Origin of the sequence: Burkholderia theae, assembly GCF_048565265.1 — a bacterium.
Lineage (GTDB): Bacteria > Pseudomonadota > Gammaproteobacteria > Burkholderiales > Burkholderiaceae > Burkholderia > Burkholderia theae.
Genome location: NZ_CP183462.1, coordinates 579,618 through 600,002, shown reverse-complemented (window position 1 = coordinate 600,002; position 20,385 = coordinate 579,618). Strand labels below are relative to the sequence as shown.

22 protein-coding genes and 1 pseudogene are annotated in these 20,385 nt (G+C 63.3%); 12 read left to right on the top strand and 11 right to left on the bottom strand.

The genetic code is table 11. The features are described from left to right. Positions 1 to 9: 9 nt before the first annotated feature. Positions 10 to 1,158, bottom strand: coding sequence for a metallophosphoesterase (locus ACN22W_RS20320; RefSeq protein ID WP_419689170.1), 1,149 nt, complete (start codon positions 1,156 to 1,158; stop codon positions 10 to 12). 188 nt (positions 1,159 to 1,346) lie between these two features. On the opposite strand from ACN22W_RS20320, the gene ACN22W_RS20315 reads away from it, so the two are divergent. From ACN22W_RS20315 to ACN22W_RS20290, 6 genes are all read left to right on the top strand, one after another. Further along, positions 1,347 to 2,249: a LysR substrate-binding domain-containing protein gene (locus ACN22W_RS20315; RefSeq protein ID WP_419689169.1), complete on the top strand. Its 903-nt coding sequence runs from the start codon at positions 1,347 to 1,349 to the stop codon at positions 2,247 to 2,249. A 309-nt stretch (positions 2,250 to 2,558) separates the two neighbouring features. Then, entirely contained in the window at positions 2,559 to 2,852 is a 294-nt protein-coding gene (locus tag ACN22W_RS20310; protein ID WP_129515263.1) for a hypothetical protein, read from the top strand. Next, complete coding sequence (gene mdtN, locus ACN22W_RS20305) at positions 2,849 to 3,898, top strand: multidrug transporter subunit MdtN (RefSeq protein ID WP_419689168.1); 1,050 nt, start codon at positions 2,849 to 2,851, stop codon at positions 3,896 to 3,898. The genes ACN22W_RS20310 and mdtN overlap by 4 nt, the downstream gene beginning before the upstream one ends. Further along, positions 3,879 to 5,924 carry an FUSC family protein gene (locus tag ACN22W_RS20300; protein WP_419689167.1) on the top strand — a complete coding sequence of 682 codons (2,046 nt, stop codon included), beginning with the start codon at positions 3,879 to 3,881 and terminating at the stop codon, positions 5,922 to 5,924. The genes mdtN and ACN22W_RS20300 overlap by 20 nt, the downstream gene beginning before the upstream one ends. Beyond that, entirely contained in the window at positions 5,911 to 7,455 is a 1,545-nt protein-coding gene (locus ACN22W_RS20295; RefSeq protein ID WP_193100206.1) for a TolC family protein, read from the top strand. Before ACN22W_RS20300 ends, ACN22W_RS20295 begins: the two co-directional genes overlap by 14 nt. A gap of 307 nt (positions 7,456 to 7,762) precedes the next feature. Continuing rightward, positions 7,763 to 8,470, top strand: coding sequence for an MgtC/SapB family protein (locus ACN22W_RS20290; RefSeq protein ID WP_129515267.1), 708 nt, complete (start codon positions 7,763 to 7,765; stop codon positions 8,468 to 8,470). Positions 8,471 to 8,515: 45 nt separating this feature from the next. Here ACN22W_RS20290 and ACN22W_RS20285 read toward each other — a convergent pair whose 3' ends face one another. Further along, on the bottom strand, positions 8,516 to 9,235 hold the full coding sequence (locus tag ACN22W_RS20285) for an autoinducer binding domain-containing protein (RefSeq protein WP_419689166.1): 720 nt from the start codon (positions 9,233 to 9,235) through the stop codon (positions 8,516 to 8,518). A 73-nt stretch (positions 9,236 to 9,308) separates the two neighbouring features. Here ACN22W_RS20285 and ACN22W_RS20280 point away from each other — a divergent pair, with 73 nt between their 5' ends. The 4 genes from ACN22W_RS20280 (at position 9,309) to ACN22W_RS20265 (ending at position 12,067) form a co-directional block, all read left to right on the top strand. Then, positions 9,309 to 9,752: a DUF4902 domain-containing protein gene (locus ACN22W_RS20280; RefSeq protein WP_193100205.1), complete on the top strand. Its 444-nt coding sequence runs from the start codon at positions 9,309 to 9,311 to the stop codon at positions 9,750 to 9,752. Positions 9,753 to 9,963: 211 nt separating this feature from the next. Next, positions 9,964 to 10,572, top strand: a complete 609-nt coding sequence (locus tag ACN22W_RS20275; RefSeq protein ID WP_129515270.1) for an acyl-homoserine-lactone synthase — start codon at positions 9,964 to 9,966, stop codon at positions 10,570 to 10,572. A gap of 51 nt (positions 10,573 to 10,623) precedes the next feature. Continuing rightward, positions 10,624 to 11,388, top strand: a complete 765-nt coding sequence (locus ACN22W_RS20270; RefSeq protein ID WP_419689165.1) for a hypothetical protein — start codon at positions 10,624 to 10,626, stop codon at positions 11,386 to 11,388. 292 nt (positions 11,389 to 11,680) lie between these two features. Next, positions 11,681 to 12,067, top strand: coding sequence for a VOC family protein (locus tag ACN22W_RS20265; protein WP_048247277.1), 387 nt, complete (start codon positions 11,681 to 11,683; stop codon positions 12,065 to 12,067). A gap of 21 nt (positions 12,068 to 12,088) precedes the next feature. Here ACN22W_RS20265 and ACN22W_RS20260 read toward each other — a convergent pair whose 3' ends face one another. Next, complete coding sequence (locus ACN22W_RS20260) at positions 12,089 to 12,655, bottom strand: GNAT family N-acetyltransferase (RefSeq protein WP_419689164.1); 567 nt, start codon at positions 12,653 to 12,655, stop codon at positions 12,089 to 12,091. Between the two features lie 300 nt (positions 12,656 to 12,955). Here ACN22W_RS20260 and ACN22W_RS20255 point away from each other — a divergent pair, with 300 nt between their 5' ends. Further along, positions 12,956 to 13,933, top strand: a complete 978-nt coding sequence (locus ACN22W_RS20255) for a RelA/SpoT domain-containing protein (protein ID WP_419689163.1) — start codon at positions 12,956 to 12,958, stop codon at positions 13,931 to 13,933. A 260-nt stretch (positions 13,934 to 14,193) separates the two neighbouring features. On the opposite strand, the pseudogene ACN22W_RS20250 reads toward ACN22W_RS20255, so the two are convergent. From ACN22W_RS20250 to ACN22W_RS20240, 3 genes and pseudogenes are all read right to left on the bottom strand, one after another. Next, a pseudogene (locus ACN22W_RS20250) lies at positions 14,194 to 14,355 on the bottom strand (DUF159 family protein); the annotation flags it as partial. A gap of 150 nt (positions 14,356 to 14,505) precedes the next feature. Continuing rightward, positions 14,506 to 15,237, bottom strand: coding sequence for a hypothetical protein (locus ACN22W_RS20245; protein WP_419689162.1), 732 nt, complete (start codon positions 15,235 to 15,237; stop codon positions 14,506 to 14,508). An 80-nt stretch (positions 15,238 to 15,317) separates the two neighbouring features. After that, entirely contained in the window at positions 15,318 to 16,001 is a 684-nt protein-coding gene (locus tag ACN22W_RS20240) for an SOS response-associated peptidase family protein (RefSeq protein WP_419689161.1), read from the bottom strand. An 80-nt stretch (positions 16,002 to 16,081) separates the two neighbouring features. On the opposite strand from ACN22W_RS20240, the gene ACN22W_RS20235 reads away from it, so the two are divergent. After that, on the top strand, positions 16,082 to 16,546 hold the full coding sequence (locus tag ACN22W_RS20235; protein WP_419689871.1) for a hypothetical protein: 465 nt from the start codon (positions 16,082 to 16,084) through the stop codon (positions 16,544 to 16,546). Between the two features lie 68 nt (positions 16,547 to 16,614). On the opposite strand, the gene ACN22W_RS20230 is transcribed toward ACN22W_RS20235, so the two are convergent. The 5 genes from ACN22W_RS20230 to ACN22W_RS20210 all read right to left on the bottom strand — a co-directional run bounded on the left by ACN22W_RS20230 (position 16,615) and on the right by ACN22W_RS20210 (position 20,385). After that, on the bottom strand, positions 16,615 to 17,373 hold the full coding sequence (locus ACN22W_RS20230) for a hypothetical protein (protein WP_419689160.1): 759 nt from the start codon (positions 17,371 to 17,373) through the stop codon (positions 16,615 to 16,617). Positions 17,374 to 17,527: 154 nt separating this feature from the next. Continuing rightward, a complete protein-coding gene (locus ACN22W_RS20225) occupies positions 17,528 to 18,424 on the bottom strand; it encodes a hypothetical protein (RefSeq protein ID WP_419689159.1) in 897 nt (298 codons plus the stop codon). Between the two features lie 102 nt (positions 18,425 to 18,526). Then, on the bottom strand, positions 18,527 to 19,318 hold the full coding sequence (locus tag ACN22W_RS20220) for a DNA adenine methylase (protein ID WP_419689158.1): 792 nt from the start codon (positions 19,316 to 19,318) through the stop codon (positions 18,527 to 18,529). 138 nt (positions 19,319 to 19,456) lie between these two features. Beyond that, positions 19,457 to 19,939, bottom strand: coding sequence for a DUF2514 family protein (locus ACN22W_RS20215; protein ID WP_419689157.1), 483 nt, complete (start codon positions 19,937 to 19,939; stop codon positions 19,457 to 19,459). Next, positions 19,936 to 20,385 (bottom strand): D-Ala-D-Ala carboxypeptidase family metallohydrolase, encoded by a 450-nt coding sequence (locus ACN22W_RS20210; RefSeq protein WP_419689156.1) that lies wholly within the window; start codon positions 20,383 to 20,385, stop codon positions 19,936 to 19,938. The genes ACN22W_RS20215 and ACN22W_RS20210 overlap by 4 nt, the downstream gene beginning before the upstream one ends.

Below are 20,385 nucleotides of genomic sequence, written 5' to 3'. Positions count from 1 at the left end.
AGCAGCCGCCTAACCGCCGCGCGTCAGCCGGATCAGCGTGATCTCGGACGGCACGCCGAAGCGGTTCGGCGGCCCCCAGTAGCCGGTGCCGCGGCTCGTATAGAGCCACAGATCGCCGAAGCGGCTGAGCCCGCCGATCACCGGCTGCTGCATCCGCACGAACGGCGGCCACGGCAGGAACTGGCCGCCGTGCGTATGTCCCGACAACTGCACGGTGAAACCTGCTTGGTTCGCCGCTTCCGCGCTGCGCGGCTGGTGCGCGAGCAGGATCTTCGTGCCGACGTCGTGCGGCGCGCCCGCCAGCGCCTGCGCGGGATCGCTGCGATGCGCGGGATCGAACCCGCCCGCCGTGAAGTCGGTCACGCCCGCGAGCACCGCGCGCGCGCCGCCGTGTTCGATCAGCACGTGCTCGTTCAGCAGTACCGTCAGCCCGATGCGGCGGAATTCATCGATCCACGCATGCGCACCCGCGTAATACTCGTGGTTGCCCGTCACGAGGAAGCTGCCGTGCCGCGACTGCATGCGGCCGAGCGGCGCCGTGTGGTCGCGCAGGCGCTTGACCGAGCCGTCGACCACGTCGCCCGTCACGACGACGAGGTCGGCTTCGAGCGCATTGACCGCACGCACGATCCGTTCGACATAGGGCCGCTTGATCGTGGGCCCGACGTGGATGTCGGACAGCTGCACGATCGACAGCCCGTCGAGCGCGGCCGGCAGCCCCGCGACCGGAATCGACACGCGCTTGACCGCCGCCGTGCGGCGCGCGCCGACAAACCCGATCGCGGTGACGAGCACCGCGCCCGCCAGCACGCCGAGCGCCGTGTCGGCCGCGGCGCCGCTCCATGCGCCGTCGTGCCCGAGATGCCGCCATGCGAGCACGCCGAGCAGCACGAATTCGCGCAACAACGTCAGCGCGAGCAGCGACGAGAAGAAGCCCATCACGAGCGAGCCGACCCAGCCGGCCAGCGTCGCGGCCCAGCCCTCGTCGAAACGACGCGAGAACATGCCGACCGGGATCAGCACGACGAAGCTCGCCAGCACGAGCGCCGCGATCGTGCGCGCGACCGGCGACGCGAACGCATCGGGAATGATCCGCATCCCGACGTACAGATGGAACAGCACGCCGATTGCAATGAACCGGACAAAGAAACTTCGCATGGAACGCTCACCTTCGTTGCGATACCGCTTCCGCGACGCGCATCGCACCGGGCCGTGATGCCCCGTGCTGCGCTTTGCGTCATACGCACGATGGTACACAGATCCCGGCCGCGACGACCGGTCGCGGCCGCCGGTGGAGCCTCGCGCGGCTTCGCGCGATAATCGGCCATCCTCCCGCCGCCACCGCCATGCGCTTCGATCTCGTCGACCTCAAACTCTTCACCCACATCGCGGAGGCGAACAGCCTGACGCGCGGCGCCGAACGCGCGCACCTGTCCGTGCCCGCGGCCAGCATGCGCATCAAGAATCTCGAGGAGCAGGTCGGCGTGAAACTGCTGAGCCGCACGAGCCAGGGCGTCACGCTGACCGCGCCGGGCGAAACGCTGCTCACGCATGCGCACCGCGTGCTCCGCCAGCTCGAGCAACTGACAGGCGATCTGCAGGAATTCGCGTCGGGCGTGAAAGGCCACGTGCGCGTGTTCGCGAACACCACGGCGATGAGCGAGTTCCTGCCGGCCGTGCTGCGCCACTATCTCGTCAAGCATCCCGACGTGACGATCGACATGCAGGAGCGGCTGAGCCCCGACATCGTGCGCGCGGTGCAGGAAGGCGTGGTCGACATCGGCATCGTCGCCGGCGACGTACGCACCGAAGGGTTGCAGGCGATGCCGTACCGGAGCGACCGCCTCGTGCTGGCCACGGCACTCGGGCACCCGCTCGCCAGCCTGGCATCGACGCCGTTCGTCGCGACGCTCGACCACGACTTCATCGGCCTGCCCGAGGCGAGTGCGCTCCACAACTTCCTGAAGCGCGCGGCCGCCAACGTGCAGCGTACGCTGCGCTGGCGCATCCAGGTCAGCAACTTCGAGACGGCCTGCCGGATGATCGAGGCGAACGTCGGTGTCGGCGTCTTGCCCGAAGGGACCGCGCGCCGCCACGCGAAGACGATGGCGCTGCGCGTCGTCGCGCTCGAGGACGACTGGGCCGAACGCCAGCTGCAGATCTGCGTCGCCGATCTCGACGCGCTGCCGCGCTTCGCGCGCGATCTCGTCGACCTGCTCGTCGAGGATGCCCGCAACCGGCAAGACTGACCGGATTCCCATGCGTTCGAGCGGCAATCGACCGCTTCCGCACCGATTCCACGGCATCGACATGACAAAGTCCGCCACCCTGCTTTTGTCTGACGATGCTTTACAGTCTGTTAGCAACCCTATACGAGCTTGCGCTGGCAGAATCGTGACGACCTGGTCGTCGCTGCCGAAACGCGCCGCCGGACGGACTGCTGGCGGTCCGCATCCTGCTGATTTATTATCGGCTCCGTATCGCGGAATCGTCGTCGCGGCGACGCACCGCATTGCGCCGCGCCCGGCATCCACCCCCATCGTCGAGCTCGTCACACCATGAGAAAAACAATGCCGCGTGCGCCCCTGCGCGTCGCCGCCGTCCTGGCGCCAGCCCTGCCGCTCGCGGGTTGCGCATCGCGCGGCGCACCGTCGTACGTCCTGTTCGGCGCGTATTTCCCGCTCTGGCTCGTCAGCGCGATCGTCGGCATCGTCGGCGCGATCGTCGCGCACCGTGTGTTCGTCGCGACCGGCTGGGCCGCCACGGTGCCCTACCAGCTGGCCGTCTGCACCGCGATCGGGCTCGTGGTCGCCGTGCTCGTCTGGCTCGCCGGCACGGGGCCGTTCGCATGAAAGCCGCCGGAATCGCCCGCCCCTCCATGAAAGGCCGCGTGATCGCGCTCGCGATCGTCGCGCTCGGCATCGCGGCGCTCGCGTATGCGTACCACCGCACGACCGCCTACCCGTCCACCGACGACGCGTCGATCGACGCGGACGTCGTGCACGTCGCCTCGCCCGTCGGCGGTCGCATCGTGCGGCTTGCGGTGCATGAGAACCAGCGCGTCGCGAAGGGCGACCTGCTGTATGAGATCGATCCCGTGCCGTACCGGCTGACGGTGGCGCAGGCGCAGGCCGACCTCGAGCTCGCACGTGCGTCGCTCGATACGCGCCGCCGTTCGCTGATCGGCGAGCGCTCGAACGCGGCGGTCGCCGCCGAGCAGGTCAAGCGCGCGACGCAGAACGCCGCCCTCGCGACGCGCGACGTGAACCGGCTCGCGCCGCTCGCCGCGCAGGGTTATGTCAGCGCGCAGCAGTTCGACCAGGCGAAGGTCCGCCAGCGCGACGCGGCCGTGTCGCTCGCGCAGGCGCAGGAACAGCAGCGCGCATCCTCGCAGACGATCGGCGACGAGGCCGACGCGATCGCGACGCTGCATGCGCGCGAGGCTGCGCTGGCCCGCGCACAGCACGCGCTCGACGATACGGTCGTGCGCGCGCCGCACGATGGCCTCGTGACGGGCCTCAGCGTCCTCGCCGGCGAAACCCTGGCACCGAACCAGTCGATCTTCACGCTGATCGACGCGAGCGAATGGTTCGCCGTCGGCAATTTCCGCGAGACGTCGCTGAATCGCATCGCGCTCGGCGACTGCGCGACCGTCTATTCGATGATCGACCGCGACCGCCCGATGACGGGCAAGGTCGTCGGCATCGGCGCGGGCATCGCGGACAGCGCGCGCATCAACCTGCCGCGCTCGTTGCCGATCGTGCAGAACTCCGTGAACTGGGTGCACGTCGCGCAGCGCTTCCCCGTGCGCGTGAAGCTCGACGAACCCGACGGCAAGCTCGTGCGCGTCGGCGCGAGCGCGATCGTCGAGGTCCGGCATGGCTCAGCCTGCCGCTGACGTCCGCTCGCCGGGCCCGCGCGAAGTCCTGCGACTGCTCGTGCCGTTTCCGGGGCGCGCGGTGATGGCCGTGCGGGTCGCGCTGATCTGCGCGCTGGTCGTGCTCGTGACCAGCGGGTACGGCACGCCGGAAGCCGCGATTTCCGTGTACGTCGTGTTCTTCCTGAACCGCGCCGACCGCGTGACGAGCGTCGTGCTCGCAGTCGCGATGCTGCTGCTCGTCACGATCGTGATCGCGCTCGTGATGGGCGTCGCGATCTTCAGCATCGACTATTCGATCCTCCGCGTCGCGTGCATGGCCGTGCTGTCGGTCGGCCTGCTCTACCTGACGTCGGCGAGCAAGCTGCGCCCGGTCGGCGCGATCCTCGCGATGATCGTCGGCTTCGGGCTCGACAAGCTCGGCCTCGCGCCGTTCGGCGAAGCTGCAACGCGCGCGCTGCTTTATGCGTGGCTGATGGTCGCGATCCCGGTCGGTGTCGCGATCGTCGTCAACCTGCTGATCGCGCCGTCGCCGCGCAAGCTCGCGCAAGCGCAGCTCGCGAAGCGGCTGCGGCTCGCCGCACGGCGGCTGCGCGACGATGACGGCGATGACCGCAGCGACACGCGCGCCGCATTCGACGCGAGCCTGCGCGAAGGCGACAAGCAGTTGCTCACGTGGCTCAAGCTGTCGAAGCTCGAAGGCTCGTCGTCGGCCGCCGACGTCGTCGCGCTGCGGCAGGCCATCGCGTCGAGCACCGCGCTGCTGGTGGCGGTCGCGCTCGCGGACCGCGAACCGGACGCACGACTGCCCGATGCATTCGTCGAGCCGATCGCGACGACGCTCGACGACATGGCCGCCATCCTCGAACACGGCGGTTATCCGGTCGACGTGACGCTCACGCTGCCGGCTGTCGATGCACTGGCGCCGCTCGCGCGCGTCGTCGCGACGGACCTGCACACGGCGATCACGCACTTCGCGGAACCGGCCGCCACCGACGCGCCGGCCGATGCCGCAGCCGAACCCGCCGCGCCCCCCGCGCCTCCCGCACCACGCGGCGGGTTCTTCCTGCCCGACGCGCGCACCAACCCCGACCACATCCGCTACGCGCTGAAAACCACGGCAGCGGCGATGTTCTGCTACCTGCTGTACTCGCAGCTCGACTGGTCGGGCATCCATACCTGCTTCATCACCTGCTACATGGTGTCGCTCGGCTCGACCGCCGAAACGGTCGAGAAGCTCACGCTGCGCATCGCCGGCTGCATCGTCGGCGCGCTGCTCGGCACCGCCGCGCTCGTGTTCGTCGTGCCGTCGCTGTCGTCGATCGGCGAGCTGATGGCGCTCGTGTTCGCCGGCGCGTGGCTGGCCGCGTGGGTCGCCTTCGGGTCGCCGCGCATCGCGTACGCGGGCTTCCAGGTCGCATTCGCGTTCTTCCTGTGCGTGATCCAGGGCGCGGGCCCCGGCTTCGACCTGACGCTCGCGCGCGACCGCACGATCGGCATCCTGCTCGGCAACGTGGTCGTGTATCTCGTGTTCACACGCATCTGGCCCGTCAGCATCGGCAAGCAGATCGACACGGCGCTCGCGGCGCTGCTCGACCAATGGCGGCGCCTCGCGCAGATCGCACAGCCGGCCGAGCGGCGTGCACTGGCCGCCGACGCGTTCGCGCGCCACGGCGCGATCTCGCAGGAGCTTGGCCTGATCCACTACGAACCGTCATGGGTGCGGCCGGCCGCGACGTGGCTCGCCGCGCGACGGCGCGCGCTCGCGGAACTCGGCGCGCTCGAAGGCCCGCTGTTCCTGCTCGCCGAACGCGCACCGGGCGACGCGGCGATCGGCGCGCAGCTCGCACGCGTGGTCGAACCCCGCGACGACGAAGCCACACCGCATACGGATGCACCCGCGTCGCCGGCCCCGCCGCCGAGCACCGCCCCCACCGACCCCGCACGCGACGCGCTGCTGAACCTGATCGACACGCGGCTCGCGCACATCGCCGACGCCGCCCGTCAAGCCACACCGAAGGAGCCTGTCCCTCATGCGCCTACCTGAACCGCCGGCCGCCTCGATCGCCGCCGCCGCCCTCGCGACCGCCGTCGCGCTGGCCGGCTGCGCGACGTCGTCGATCGATCTGGCGCCGGAGGCGTCCGACCGCCCGTGGCAGCCGCAAACGTCGGCCGCGGGCGACATCGTGCCGGGCCCGCCGCGCGCGTCCGCGCCAGGCGCGCACGACTACACGCTGCCCGCGTCGCCGGCGCTCGCGTCGGTATCGCCGCCGGCCGCGCTCGATTCCGCGCATGCGTACACGCTGCCCGAGCTGATCGACCTCGCCGAATCGGCGAACCCGCTGACCCGTATCGCATGGAACGACGCGCGCAACGCGGCGCTCGCGGTCGGCCTTGCCAAGGCCGCCTACCTGCCGCGGCTGTCGGCAACGGCCATGGGCGCGTACCAGGCAAGCCACGGCTCGACGTCGACGATCCTCGGCGACTCGTCGAGCGACACCACCGTGCACGGCACGATCTCGGCGCTGTCGCTGCAATGGCTGCTGTTCGATTTCGGTGGCCGCGCGGCGCGCGTCGAAGCGGCCGAACAGGCATCGATCGCGTCGAACGTCGCATTCACGGCCGTGCACCAGCAGGTGATCCACGACGTGACGGTCGGGTACTACCGTTATGAAGCCGCACGCTCGCGCGCACTCAGCGCGCAGCAAGGCCTCGCGAACTCGGACGCGATCCTCGCGGCCTCCCGCGCGCGGCTCAAGCACGGCGTCGGCACGGTCGTCGAACTCGCTCAGGCGACCCAGAACCGCGCGCAGGCGAACCTCGCGCTCGTGCAGGCGAACGGCGCACAGAGCGACAGCTATCTCGCGCTCGTGTCCGCGCTCGGCATCTCGCCGCTGTCGAAGCCGACGATTGCCGCGCTGCCGAAGCGGCCGCTGCCGCCCGCGCTCGGTTCGTCGGTCGATTCAATCGTGTCGGACGCGATCGCGCGCCGCCCCGACCTGCAGGGCGCGTTTGCGCTCGAAAAGGCCAATCGCGCGAAGATCAAGGCCGCCGAGGCCGCCTTCATGCCGAAGGTGTTCCTGTCCGCGTCGACGTCGTATGCGAGCGGCGGCACGGCCATCTCCGCGCTGCCCGCGATCGGCGACCAGGCGCCGACCGTCAACCTGAACGGCAGCCGCTACGGTGGCGGCGTCTTCCTCGGCGTGACGATCCCGCTGTACGACGGCGGCCTGCGCTCGGCCGTGCTGATGCAGGCGCGCAACGATGCGGAAAGCGCCTCCGCGCGTCTCACGCGGACCAAGGAAGAAGCCGTCCGCCAGGTCGTCGCCGCGCAGAACGCGGTGCAGACGAGCCTCGCGTCGCACGACGCCGCGAAGGCGCTGGTCGATGCCGCGCAGACGAGCTACGATGCGGCGCTGACCGCGTACCGCAACGGTGTCGGGTCGGTGACCGATGCGACGATCGCGCAAAGCCAGCTGCTCGCGGCCCGCAACGCGGAGGTCGACAGCTACGCCGGCGCACTGTCGGCGGCCGCCGCGCTCGCACTCGCGACCGGGACGATCGGCTCGGCGCAATAGCGCAACCGCCGCAAGGCGGTTGACGCATGCGCGCGCCGCCTACTAGAATGCCGCCCATTCTTCCTTCAGGAACCATCGTGGACAGTTGCAGCACTCCGTTGCGTGCGCCGCTTGCCGCCTGAACGCCTGTCCGCCGCAGTTCTCCTGCCCCGGCTCGCGTTCCGCGAGCCCGCACGCCTACCGTTTCACACTGAATGACGCATTCGCGCGGTACAGTACCGCGCGATGACGGCTATCTTCGCGTCGCCTCCGGCATAACGCCGCGGCGACGCGAGCCGGCATGCGCTCCTTGCACGGCAGGACAACCATGACTTTCGATTTCGCACTCCGTCTTTTCACCGCGTTCGCCTGCGGCGTCGCCATCGGCCTCGAGCGCCAGATGCGCCAGCGCACAGCCGGCCTGCGCACGATCACGCTCGTCGCGAGCGGCGCGTGCCTGTTCGTCACGCTCGGCGTGCTGACCGGCAACGGCGTCGCGGGCGTCACGCAGATCGCCGCGTACGTCGTGTCGGGCGTCGGCTTTCTCGGCGGCGGCGTGATCATGCGCGACAAGGGCTCGATCCAGGGCATCAACACGGCCGCGACGCTGTGGTGCTCCGCCGCCGTCGGCGTGCTGTCCGGCTCCGGTCATTTCGCGCCCGCGCTCGCCGGCACGGGCGTCGTGCTGCTCACCAATACGGTGCTGCGCGGCGTCAGCCAGGCGATCAACGCGACACCGGTGTCGAATGCCGATCTCGTGCGCGAATACCAGATCACCGTGATCTGCCTGACCTCTGACGAGGTGCACATCCGCACGCTGCTGTCGAACTCGATGTACGCGAAGCCGCTGTCGTTCCAGAGCCTCACGAGCGAGGACGTGCCCGACCAGCCCGACCGGCTGAAGGTGACCGCGACGCTGAAGCTGCATCCGAAGGATCAGCAGAAGCTCGAGCAGATCGCGAGCCGGATGAGCATGGAGAAAAGCATTTCCAGCGTGAGCTGGACCGCGAAGGAAGCGGAGCCGTTGATGGAGTGAGCGGCGTGGCGGCGACCGTATTCGGCGCCGCCGCCATCGGCCGCGTCAGGGTGCTTCGATGAGCCCCGCCGAGATCGCCTTGACGACTGCCTGGACCTTGTTCGTCGCGCCCAGTTTCTCGAGGATGTTGTTGACGTGGAAGTTGACCGTCCGCTCCGAGATGCTGAGGATCTGGCCGATTTCGCACGCGGTCTTGCCCTCGGCCGTCCAGCACAGCACCTCGCGCTCGCGCGCGGTCAGCGTGACACCCGCCGCGGGCGACAGCTTCGGCACCATGAAGCGGCTCATCAGCGAATGCGACAGGTTCGCGAGCCAGTTCGTCTGCAGCGTCAGCATGTTGATCTCGGCCGGCGTCAGCGGGTCGGCATGGCGCGCGATGCTCAGTAGACCGAACGCACCGCGGGCCGCCCAGCTCGACTGCGCGACACCCACCGACAGCCCGAAGTCGCGCGCATCCTGCCACAGCGGGCACGGGTCGATCCGGTCGACGTCCGGCCAGACGATCATGTTGGTGCTGTGCACGCCGTCGCGAACCGTCGAATCGATATCGATGTAGTTCCGCGACTGGTAGTGCGCCATCCAGCCTTCCGGATAGGTATTGAAGATCGCGACCGCCGGCTTCGATACCGGCAGCGGCACGCGAATGCCGTAACAGCAGTATTCGAACCCCAGGCGTTTTGAATAGGCAGCCATCCGCTGGAAGAGTTGCTGCTCGTCTTCCGCGGCGCTGAATTGTTGATAGGCATCCTGCCAGCGCAGTTCCATTCGTTCTCCGACAACGTCACGCTGTCATACTTGTCAGGTTTCAGCACCCGTTTGGGGCTGCTACATTCCGCGCATGACTTCACCTTTGCTGCATCCGGTCTCCGGCCCGTCCGCGGACGGCTATGTGCGCCTGACAGAAGGCTCACTCGCCGTGCTTGCGCTCGACCATGTCGCAAGCGGCCTCGATGCATCGCTGCTTGCCGAACTGCGCGACAGCGCGATCGACGCGCGCCTCGCCGGTTATACCGAATGGCATCGCGCGGCCCGTGCCGGCGTCCCTTACGTGACGGTCGGCTGGGACTGGTACCTCGAACGCGCAACGGGCATGTTCGTCATTGCGGGCGGCGACGTCCGCAGCAACGTGATGGTCGTCGACGCGACGGCCACCGACATCGGCATGTTCCGCACGGCCGCCGCGCTCGCCGCGCGGCTCGCCCGCATCGACTGGCCCGCCGCCGTCGCGTCGGCCCTGCTCGATCGCAACGACGCCTATCATGCCGGTCCCACGCTCCAGTGACAACCGGTCGAGCATTCCTCGGATTAATTCAGCAACGCTGGCGCTCTTTATAAGCAAAAGCGGCCCGGTTTTCAATCCCGTCGATCAAGAAACCGTTACCACGTCCTAAATGGCGTTTTTACGCCGCCAACCTGTAAGAGTTACCAGTTACAGCCTCCTCGTGCTGCGCGATGTAATGCATGCATACAAAAGCACAGATCCGAGGACACCCATGCAGACCTTCGTTCATGAGGAAGGGCGGTTGCCACACGAACTTGCAGCGGATCTCGGGCGCTATCGGCGCCGCGTGTTCATCGAACAGCTCGGTTGGACGCTTCCGTCGGCGAACGAATGTTTCGAGCGCGACCAGTTCGATCGCGACGATACCGTCTACGTGTTCGCGCGAAACGCCGACGGCGACATGTGCGGATGTGCGCGCCTGCTGCCCACGACGCGCCCGTATCTGCTGGAGTCGCTGTTCTCCGAGCTGATCGCCGAGGACATGCCGCTGCCGAAATCGGCTGCGGTCTGGGAGCTGTCCAGGTTCGCGGCGACCGACGACGAAGGCGGGTCGGGCAATGCCGAGTGGGCCGTGCGCCCGATGCTCGCGGCCGTCGTCGAATGCGCGGCGCAGCTCGGCGCGCGGCAGTTGATCGGCGTGACGTTCGCGAGCATGGAGCGACTGTTCCGCCGGATCGGCATACACGCGCACCGGGCGGGCCCGCCGAAGCAGGTGGACGGGCGTCTGGTGGTCGCGTGCTGGATCGATATCGATTCGCAAACGTTTGCGGCACTAGGAATCGAGCCGGGGCAGGCTGCCCGGCAAGCCATCGCCGCCTGAGCCGGAACGCGCGTTTCCGGTCGGGCGGCATCGTAACGAAGGAGAACCAACGTGGACCAGTCTCAGGTCTTTCGCGCGATGATGCCCGGGTTGACGAGCGCCAACGGCGCCCGCATCGCGGTCGCCTATCCGTCGTTCCCCAGGCCGCTGCCGCTCGTGCGGCTCGACCGCCGCGGGCTCGTGTTTCGTGCCGCCGGCGCCGCGCCGCTCGTCTGCGGGCTGCCGCGTCCGGCGACGCTGCTGGTCGCGGACGAGCCGCTCTGCTCGCTGCGCCTCGTGATCCGCGACATCGCCCCGACCGGCGACGGCCGGCACGACCTGACGATGCAGCCCTCCGGCGCCGCCGGCGACGAATTGCTGTGGCATGCGCTGCGCGATCACGAGCCTTACCGGCGGATTCAGCACCCGCTCGCGCCTGTCGACACGCCCATCGCCCCCGACGGCGAACCGCACGCGGCGGCCGGCGAGACCGGGCCGCGCCCGTCGCGCAGCGCGGCCTTCCGCCTGCCGTGCCATAGCGATGCACTGTTCTTCGCGGACTGGCTCGAATATCACTTCGACGAGCTGCGTGCGCTGTCGCATCAGCACGGGCCGCAACTGCACCTCAATCAGCTCGAGCGACAGGTTGCCGACGACGAGGTCGGCGTGCGTTTCGTCTACGACATCGACGGACACACGACGCGGCACGCGCTGACCGACTGCGCGCGTGAAGCCTGTGCCTGGATCGAGACGGAGATGCGCGACAAGTACGCGCTGCCGGTCGCGCAGGAGCGGTTCAGCGCGTTTGCGGCGCACGCGCGGGCCGCCGGCCTGTGAGTGCGGCAACGGCCGCGTCGATGCGACGCGGCCGGTATCGCAGCGAGTTGCATGGTTACAACGGGGGGCTTGCCAACCTCCGGGTTTTCCCTTAAATTTACGTCTGTCTCCTCCATGTCTCCAAACATGGATTCAGCCCGCTCAAGCAGCGGGCTTTTTTATTGCCCGCGCGGATTGCGGGGCCATACCACCCTCCTCCTTCGCCGCCTGCCTGCTTGAGCATTCCGGTGCGCCACGATCACGATCGACCGGATTATCATCGGCGGGTCTGCCACGCTCCCCCGAGGCCATCTTGCACGCACACCTGCGCATTGCCCGCCCGGTCGGCAATCTCGCCAGAACCGAACGCATGTATCGCGACGCCCTCGACTTGTCGGTGCTCGCGCGCTTCGAAGATCACGATGGTTTTTCCGGCGTGATGCTCGGGCGCGAAGGTCTCGACTACCACTTCGAATTCACGCACTGTCCGGACCACCCGATCGCACCGTCCCCGACACCCGAGGACCTGATCGTCTTCTACCTGCCCGATCGCCCGGAATGGGAAGCCGCATGCGAGCGCGCGGCCGCACACGGCTTCATGCCGGTGACGTCGTTCAATCCGTACTGGGAGATATCAGGCCAGACTTTCGAGGATGCCGACGGCTACCGGATCGTGCTGCAGAACGGCACATGGCGCTGACAGACAGGCGCGCGTGAGTCGTCAAGTGCCGGCGTAGCCGCCGGGGCGCGCGACATACACGACGTGCCGCCGCAGCGCGTGCCCTTCCGGCAACGCGGGATGATCGAAATCGCGCGCGGGCTGGCGCTGCATGCCGAGCCGCTGCATCACGTGCTGTGATCGCAGGTTGGTGTCGGCCGTCCACGCGAAGATCTCGCCGAGCGCGACGCGGTCGAATCCGTCGGCCAATGCCGCGGCGGCCGCCTCGGCGATGTAGCCGTGCCCCCACGCGTGGTGCGCCTGCCGCCACATGATCTCGACGCATGGCGCCATTGGATGCGTTGCGCGCGCTTCGTGCGAAAGCCCGCAAATGCCGACGAGCATCGTGTCGGTGCGGCGCTCGACCGCCCACGGACCGAACCCGCGTGCATCGAAATGCGCTTCGAAGCGCGCGATGACGTCGCCCGCCTCATCGACGGACATCGGGCCGCGCGCGAGCCACGCGGTGACGTCCGGATGCGCATGCATCGTCGAAAGCGCACCCGCGTCCGACGGTCGCCAGCGACGCAGTGTCAAACGTTCGGTTTCGATCTTCGTTGGCGTGGTCATGGATGATCTCGACGACGCAACGCGGGCAACGTCACGAACCCGGCTGCCGAACGGATGAAGGGGAAATGCGCGATCGCCGCCTCGGAAGGCGGCGATCGGACGAACAAGTAGCGAAAAACGGGCGCCAGGGCGCCCGCTGCGGTTACTCGTTTTCCTCGAAGTAATAAAACTCTCCGTCACATATAGCCAATACAAGAAAGCTACGCCAAAACTTACGCTCGAACAGTCAAACTGCGCACCAACTATCGACGTTCGGTGTAATTCCCGTGGCAGAATCGGAAAGCCGGCCTGCTACCGCACATGAAGCGTGATGATAGCCGGTTGGGCGTGATGCGAAGCAAACACAATTTTACGGGGTGGGAAATGGCTTGGGTTGAGCCCGAATTTTCACGCGAGCGAGTCAATGCTGCAGGCCGTCAACTCGTCACGGGTATTGCGATTCGCGAAGATGGCGAAGCTCTCGATTTTGTGAACGTCAACGAATACCTTGATGCGGCAATGATCATGTCCAACTGGCGCGCCTCTCACCAGTTTCCCCTCAACACATTCAAGATAAACTTGCGAGATCGGGCCATTAAAATTGACGATGCGGCATTCGTCGCGCAGCGCCTCAAGCGGGCAACATCGATCATTGATAAATTGGTACGATTTCCTCGAATGCGACTTTCCCAAATGCAAGACATCGGTGGATGCAGAGCCGTACTGTCATCATTAGAGCAAGTCAATCAACTACGCGAATCCATAAAAGGAAGCCGGATTAAGCATCGACTAGTAAATGAAAAAGACTACATAATTACACCCAAAGAAGACGGGTATCGTGGCATTCATTTGATTTATCGCTATGTCAGCGACAAGAAGGAGACATATAACAATCACTCGATTGAAATTCAGATCCGAACGAAGCGCCAGCACGCATGGGCGACTGCCGTAGAGACCGTGGGCTCCTTGACCAATCAAAAGCTTAAAGCAGATCAAGGCGATCAAGCATGGCTTGAATACTTTTCCTTAATTTCTGCCGCATTTGCGCATCGCGAGGGTGTTCCGGGCGATGGAGATTTCGACGCGATTCGCGCAAGACTCAAAACTTTCGAAATTGAGTTGCATGTTGTAGAACGCCTAACCGCCTTTCAAGCAATGATGAAAGAAGTAATTGCCGATCCCGATCGACGAAAATCCGCTTACTTCTTAATGAAACTCGATCTCGCCAACAAAGAAGTTCTCGTTGTCTCATATTCGCAAGATCAATTCGCAGCAGCGACAGCCGATTATAAAAAATAGAAGAAGAAAATAAAATGGGAGTTGATGCCGTCTTGGTAATGGCAGATTCCGTTCATGCATTGAGAATTGCGTATCCGAACTATTTCGGCGATACCACGCTTTTCATCGCAGAATTAAAAGAGATACTTGAGTTGTAACCGTAGAAGGGGAGCCGTCCTATCGAGTGTTGCTCCCTGTCAGGGGGACCAGCGACACCCCATATCAGCCTTATGCGACAAGGTTCTCCGCTGAATTTGACGTAGTTTTGGCGTAACGCCGAATTACTTCGCATCCTCGTACATCTCGCCGGCCGGATATAGCTGCAACACTGCGCGTGCGGCCTCGACGCTCGGCGTCGTCAGGCACTCTTCCCAATCCTCGGGGCGCAGGATCACGACAGACCGTTTCTCGTCGGCTGGCTTGTGCATCCGCGAGACGATCGGTTGATGGGACTCGAGCCCACGAAGTCAGCAACCACAATCCCAACACATTCTCCATATATTTCAATCGCTTACTATGAAACACTGGAATATGCTTCATCATAAAATCGTTACCTCGTAAGGCGCTGGCCCATCATCTTCCAAAAAATACCCCTAATCCTTCCGATCCAAAGGTTTCTTTATTCCGACGATTACCGTCAGCTCGCCCTGCGGGATCTTGTCTGACTTTTCGCCCACCCCGCCTATACTCAATTTTTCTCGATATAGAATATCGAGCAAAGCATCTGCTGGACCTCGAATTCCCATATTCGCAACGTCATTTGCATTTATCGCAACAACAACTCCAAATGGCGGCCTTTCCTGAAACAGAGCTTGACTTACATCAACACTCCAACCCGCCATTTTAAAAATATCAGAAATCTGAGAAACATAATTATCCGACTCAGCATCACCCATTGTGTATTTAACAGCAACCCTCGTGCCAGGATATTTCTTCAGAACATTAATCATCCGATCCCTTTTGCCTGGATCGATCTCACGCCAAGACAGTTGCTCCTTAAGGCGCAAATTTACCTCCTCCAATTTTTTGGTCTGATTATTTAACGACGCAATCTTCTCGTTAGCTTCCGCAACCGTCTTATTCGCATCGGCCGCTTGTTTATTTGCCGTACTTGCACGCTCGTTGGCCAGCGCGACTTTAACCTCCTCTTGGGCTTTATATTCAGAAAACTCCCTATCTTTTTTATCAGATATTCTATTTCCGAGTTTATATTGCGCAATACCGGCAACGATGCTTATTGCGGTCGCCGCGGCAGCAAAAATAACCGCAATAAAATAAACGATTGAAACAATACGATACCACCCCTCATCCCCGAGCCCCTGCATCTCCCCTCCCAAGAAAAATCTCTAAGGTAAATTCAATTTTTAACACTTAGTCAGAACCGCTTACGTCAAGGGACATACGACTATTTGCCACTAATGCTCGGCTCGGCCTCCATTTCGTCGGCCGGATAGAGCTGCAGCATCGCGCGTGCGGCCTCGACGTTCGACGTCGTCAACCACTCTTCCCAGTCGTCGGGATGCAGGATAGCGATTGCTCGCTTCTCATCACCCGGTTTATGCATCCGCGAAAAGATCGGGTGCCCCTCGCCGTTCACCGTGATCATCGACATCATGTGATGGGCCGCGCCGTCAGGGCCCTGAAGCGTTCGCCAGATGCCAGCAATGCACATCGCTCGCCAATCGGCCAGACCGATCCGATGCCACACGTTCTTCCCAGTCTCGTAGCACGGCTCATAGATCCAGTCCGCCGGAATGAGGCAGCGTCGCCCAGCTCGCCACGCCGGCCCGTATAACGGCGACTTCCCGAGGTTGTCATCACGCACATTCATCGTGCTGCGCATGATCGGCGGCTTCCAGCCCTGCTCCTTGGCTTTCTCGATATTCACTTTCTGCAGCGCACGCGGCCAGAAGCCGAAGCCGGCCACCAATGGTCTGAGCTTTCCGTCGAAGTTTGCGACGATCGGCGCGAAATAGTCCTGGTAGACCTCGGGCTTCCACGGGAAGTCCCGGTAGAGGTCACTGAACGGCTCGATTCGCAGTTCGCGGATCTCGTATTCCTCATGCGGCGCGCGGTAGTTGGTGCACATCGGTCGTCCCCAATTTTCGCTCTTGACGGGATCATCTTACCGCGCGTTACACTGTGTTTTTATACAGTGGTGGCAGCGTGATCAAGCCGCAGTGGGCATACATCTGGGAGTACGGGTTCCAGGGCGAAAAGAATCGCCTGCGGACCCCTATTGAGCTCACGAAACCGGAATTTGAATTTTGGATCGATCAGGACGCAAGGTCGACGTTCCTAGGCTCGTGCGAGCCGATCGAGGCAACCAGGGTCGATCGTAACCGTGTGCCGCTCATAGATCCGCGCTTCAAGATGAAGCCGAAGATGCCGGAGTTCGATGCCCCGTCGGATGCAGAGCTTCGCGCCCTATGGCGCGAGTTCACCGACCTGCAGGTTCGCTGGCTCATCCTCGAGATCTTGGCGCTTCGGAAATCGCTCGACAGAATCCAGGAATGGTTCGACGACGTCGACAAGAACATCCCCGATCGCGGGCAACTCAGTGGCGGTAATGGAAAATTTCAGGAACTGCGCCACCTTCTCCGGAAGGAAAAGGGGCGCGCAGGGATGTTGTGACGCGACAATTGTATTTTGATGCTCGCCCGGCGGCGTCCTCTGGGGATAATAATTGAACTTGTAACCGTTTATTTTTTGTACTTAAAAATCTCGGCAACCACATTAGCCACATCATCGATCATCGAAGACAGAGTAGCGGTAATCAAGCACAATTTATTCCCACTTCCAAACGCAAAGCAAACATCAATGTTGATTGGCAAAATTCGGCAAGACAACCTTTCGGCGGCACAATCACTTTTCTTATCTTTTGGGCGCTTCCGAGAAGGCACTTTCCACAAAACATCCTTATTATTCCTTCCAAACGACATGCCGTGTATTCCACCTGGAAAATCATGCACGTAAGGGATTATATCAGAGGAATGTAGTTTCGTGAAATCGCCAACTGGGAGCGGAAATTTGTGTTTATCCTGAATATCCATTTCATGCAGCAACGCAAGCGCCCCACCCCCTCCGCTTCCAGAGAACACATTCAGAGATTTCACATAATCATAAAATCCATTAGAAACACAATCCGCAAAACGTGTCTGGAGTTCTTTAGGCCATCGACTCTCATCTTTGGCATAGGGAAATTGAATTCTCTTGTGCTCCCTTTCCGGAACATGCGGCGAAACTACATCCCAAAATGCGTGATCTAGCGCCGAGCGAAGATTATGAACAATATCACCAGTCACCGCAGAAACACGATCAGCCGCCTCTTCATTTTTCTTGGCGCGAGTCCAACGCTCCCCTTTTGCATAGTCTGTCTCGACCACATACTCGAAAACCCGCTCCTTGCCCAGAAGATTATCAAGCTCCCTAAATAAAGCCTGTGCCCTTTCAATTTTCATTGACTCACCGACCATCGCCAGCCCCTTAGTCGCATGGTTTAAAAGAGGTAATAATTTAACTGGTACTTTGCGATTCCGCCATCAATGACTGTGCTCTTGCAGAGCGCGAACATCCCGATTAGCGCCCTACAGAGACATCACATTCGAGAAGCCCCTATTTCTTCGCCGGCTCGATACCCCAACACTGCGCCGAACGACCATCCTCGGGGATAGCCTCCGGGTTGTATTTGCACTTGTTGATCGTGTCGAGAGCGACCTTGTACCGATCGACCAGCGGATCGGCGATGCTGGCCAAGTGCGCGTCCTGCGTAGTCTGATCCGGCGTGCTGCAATCGACACCCATATGGGAGGCGTCGGAACTGAAAATGCCACCAATGGGCGACACCAATCCATCGGAGCCAGCGCCGTCGATCACCTCGTACAGAACTTGCGACGTAGGCTTGTACGAGTTCACGACGACATAGCCGTTTTCATCAACGGTCCGGACCTCCTTCGCCTTTGCGCACGAGACAATCGGCCGGGCCGCAAAAATCACCCGCCCCTTGAGCATTTCGCGCCCGCCGTATACCCGAAGATCACGCTTGAACTGGTCGACCGCGGCGCGTCGCTGTGTCGAATCGATGTACCCGGACATATCGTCCAGCTCGAAATAAACCAGCGCCCACTCGCTGATATTGGTTTTCGAATTCAAGATTTCGGCAGTGGTCGGCCCGACGCCACCATTCTCGCTCATGACGATGTCGTGCAGCTTCGAACCGTTGACGACCGCGGGATAGACGGCAATGTCGGCGCCCCGCGCCTTGAATGCGTCCTGCAGCGCAGTTATCGTCGGCTGCACGTCGCCGGCAGACGCGCCAGGCGCCGGCGCTGCGCTGGCGACATCAGTGGCAGCGGCCATTACGCGGGCGCGCTGCGTCGCGACCAGCGGCGCCCCCGAATATGCAAGCCGGATTGCCGGACCGGCCGCCGCCGGCGTAGATGACTCATCACCACCACCACAGGCCGAAAGCGCAAGCCCCGCCAATACTGCAGCAACCAAAGTTTTATTCATTGTGGTTCTCAGGTCGGAATTTGTTATATCCCCGGATCGCAGATTTTACATATTGATTACGACTTCGGGAAACAGAAAGCCCGCGGCAAGCGCGGGCCACGGTTAGAACAGCCCGGCCGGCTGCGCGGCGTCGTCCCAGCTGAAAATGATCAACTCGCTACGGTCGACCGCCTTTGCCCTGCCACCTACGACGTATTGGATAGGAACCGTCTCGATGTGGAATCCATCGAATACTCGCCGGATCTCGGGGTGATCGTTGAGGCTGACGATGGCCCTGCCCTTGAGCGTGCGAAGACGCTCCGCCATCTTTTCGTACTCGACGAACGGGAACGGCACGCCGTAGCCCTCCGTTTCGAAATACGGCGGATCGAGATAGAACAACGTGTGCGGCCGGTCATAGCGATCAATGCACGCCAACCAGTCCAGCCGCTCAACATAAGCGCTGGCCAGTCGCAGGTGCGCGGCGGATAGCTCTTCCTCGATACGAAGCAGATTTAGCTTCGGCGGCGCCTCGGTGGCGGTGCCAAAGGTCTGCCCGTCAACCTTGCCGCCGAAGCACGTTTTCTGCAGGTAGTAGAACCGGGCTGCACGCTGAATGTCGGTGAGCGTTTCGGGCGCGGTCTGCTTCATCCATTCGAACACCTGCCGACTCGTCAGCGCCCATTTGAACTGCCGCACGAATTCCTCGAGGTGATGCTGCACGACGCGATACAGGTTGATCAGCTCGCCGTTGACGTCGTTGATCACTTCGACCCTTGCCGGTGGCCGCATGAAATAGAGCGCAGCACCGCCCGCGAACACTTCGACGTAGCACTCATGCGCTGGAAAGCGCGGGATCAGATGGTCTGCAAGGCGGCGCTTGCCGCCGATCCACGGAATAATCGGATTTGCCATTGTGAAAGCCGTTTTTAAACTTGATGTAGAATTCGGCCCGCCTACGTAGGTATGCAGGGCCTTGGCTGATTCACTGGCTCAGACAGTGGAAAAGCGGCCGAGGGACGTGTTACCGCACGTCCCTCGGCCGCCCTGTTTCTAGCGTGGCACCGCGTCCGTCAACGCGTCGTAATCGCTTTCGCACTGCCGGCCGGCAATGACCCGCTCGTCAGCGACTCGCGCGAACTCTCCCGCAGCCTTGTCAGTCCGGCCGAACATGTCGGCGAGCAGATCGAGGGCGCCGCCGGCTGCCGCGCCTCCGGCCGAAGCTGCGGAATCGCGGGCACGGTCGACAAGCTCGGCGACTTGCCGGCGCAAGCCGTCAGCAGCAAAAGCAGCGGCGGCAGCATCAGCGCGCGCCAGGTCACGTTTTTTCGAAGCATCTTCAGCATTCCCCTGTTGTTGGCGCGCGATACGGTCGCTTTCGTCGCGCTCAACGACGAGCTCGCGAATTCGCTGCCCCTGCGTTTCCACTGTGTGCGACTGGTCGGCGTCGCGATGGCCCTTGAAATACCCGGCTGCGGAGCCAATGACCACCGACGCCACGATCGCAAACCAAATGCGCGGGTCGAACCAGGTCATAACCCCTCCGAATAAGTCGTGCTCGTCGCGCCAAACGATGCCGTCAGCACCTGACGACGCGGTTTCGTGCCGATCGGCGCGAGGCCGATATGCACCCACGTACCCTCCTGGATCAGTTGGTCGAACTCAATCGACGACGCACTGATCGCCCGGCAGATATCGAGCGGCGCGCCAAACTTCGAGCAGACAAAGTCGGCCGCCAGACCCGAAAGGTGCGCGCTGCTCGGAACACCGCCGACCGCGCGGTTGAGCGCCGCCGCCCGGTACCCTGACGTGATGATCACGGGCCGCCCGCCGAGCACGTCGCGCACACGCTCGAGCGCCTCGGCCATCCGGCGCAGGTTCGCAGTGACTGCGGCCGACGGCGTGTTATCGATGCCTCGCCGGCGCGCCGTATCGCTCGCGGTCAATTCCTCGAGCGTGAAATGTGCTGTGAGACTCGTCAT

Coding starts and splice junctions, on each gene's coding strand:
- ACN22W_RS20320 (WP_419689170.1), bottom strand. CDS start 1,158: ATGCGAAGTTTCTTTGTCCGGTTCATTGCAATCGGCGTGCTGTTCCAT.
- ACN22W_RS20315 (WP_419689169.1), top strand. CDS start 1,347: ATGCGCTTCGATCTCGTCGACCTCAAACTCTTCACCCACATCGCGGAG.
- ACN22W_RS20310 (WP_129515263.1), top strand. CDS start 2,559: ATGAGAAAAACAATGCCGCGTGCGCCCCTGCGCGTCGCCGCCGTCCTG.
- mdtN (WP_419689168.1), top strand. CDS start 2,849: ATGAAAGCCGCCGGAATCGCCCGCCCCTCCATGAAAGGCCGCGTGATC.
- ACN22W_RS20300 (WP_419689167.1), top strand. CDS start 3,879: ATGGCTCAGCCTGCCGCTGACGTCCGCTCGCCGGGCCCGCGCGAAGTC.
- ACN22W_RS20295 (WP_193100206.1), top strand. CDS start 5,911: ATGCGCCTACCTGAACCGCCGGCCGCCTCGATCGCCGCCGCCGCCCTC.
- ACN22W_RS20290 (WP_129515267.1), top strand. CDS start 7,763: ATGACTTTCGATTTCGCACTCCGTCTTTTCACCGCGTTCGCCTGCGGC.
- ACN22W_RS20285 (WP_419689166.1), bottom strand. CDS start 9,235: ATGGAACTGCGCTGGCAGGATGCCTATCAACAATTCAGCGCCGCGGAA.
- ACN22W_RS20280 (WP_193100205.1), top strand. CDS start 9,309: ATGACTTCACCTTTGCTGCATCCGGTCTCCGGCCCGTCCGCGGACGGC.
- ACN22W_RS20275 (WP_129515270.1), top strand. CDS start 9,964: ATGCAGACCTTCGTTCATGAGGAAGGGCGGTTGCCACACGAACTTGCA.
- ACN22W_RS20260 (WP_419689164.1), bottom strand. CDS start 12,655: ATGACCACGCCAACGAAGATCGAAACCGAACGTTTGACACTGCGTCGC.
- ACN22W_RS20255 (WP_419689163.1), top strand. CDS start 12,956: ATGAAGCGTGATGATAGCCGGTTGGGCGTGATGCGAAGCAAACACAAT.
- ACN22W_RS20245 (WP_419689162.1), bottom strand. CDS start 15,237: ATGCAGGGGCTCGGGGATGAGGGGTGGTATCGTATTGTTTCAATCGTT.
- ACN22W_RS20240 (WP_419689161.1), bottom strand. CDS start 16,001: ATGTGCACCAACTACCGCGCGCCGCATGAGGAATACGAGATCCGCGAA.
- ACN22W_RS20230 (WP_419689160.1), bottom strand. CDS start 17,373: ATGAAAATTGAAAGGGCACAGGCTTTATTTAGGGAGCTTGATAATCTT.
- ACN22W_RS20225 (WP_419689159.1), bottom strand. CDS start 18,424: ATGAATAAAACTTTGGTTGCTGCAGTATTGGCGGGGCTTGCGCTTTCG.
- ACN22W_RS20220 (WP_419689158.1), bottom strand. CDS start 19,318: ATGGCAAATCCGATTATTCCGTGGATCGGCGGCAAGCGCCGCCTTGCA.
- ACN22W_RS20215 (WP_419689157.1), bottom strand. CDS start 19,939: ATGACCTGGTTCGACCCGCGCATTTGGTTTGCGATCGTGGCGTCGGTG.
- ACN22W_RS20210 (WP_419689156.1), bottom strand. CDS start 20,385: ATGACGAGTCTCACAGCACATTTCACGCTCGAGGAATTGACCGCGAGC.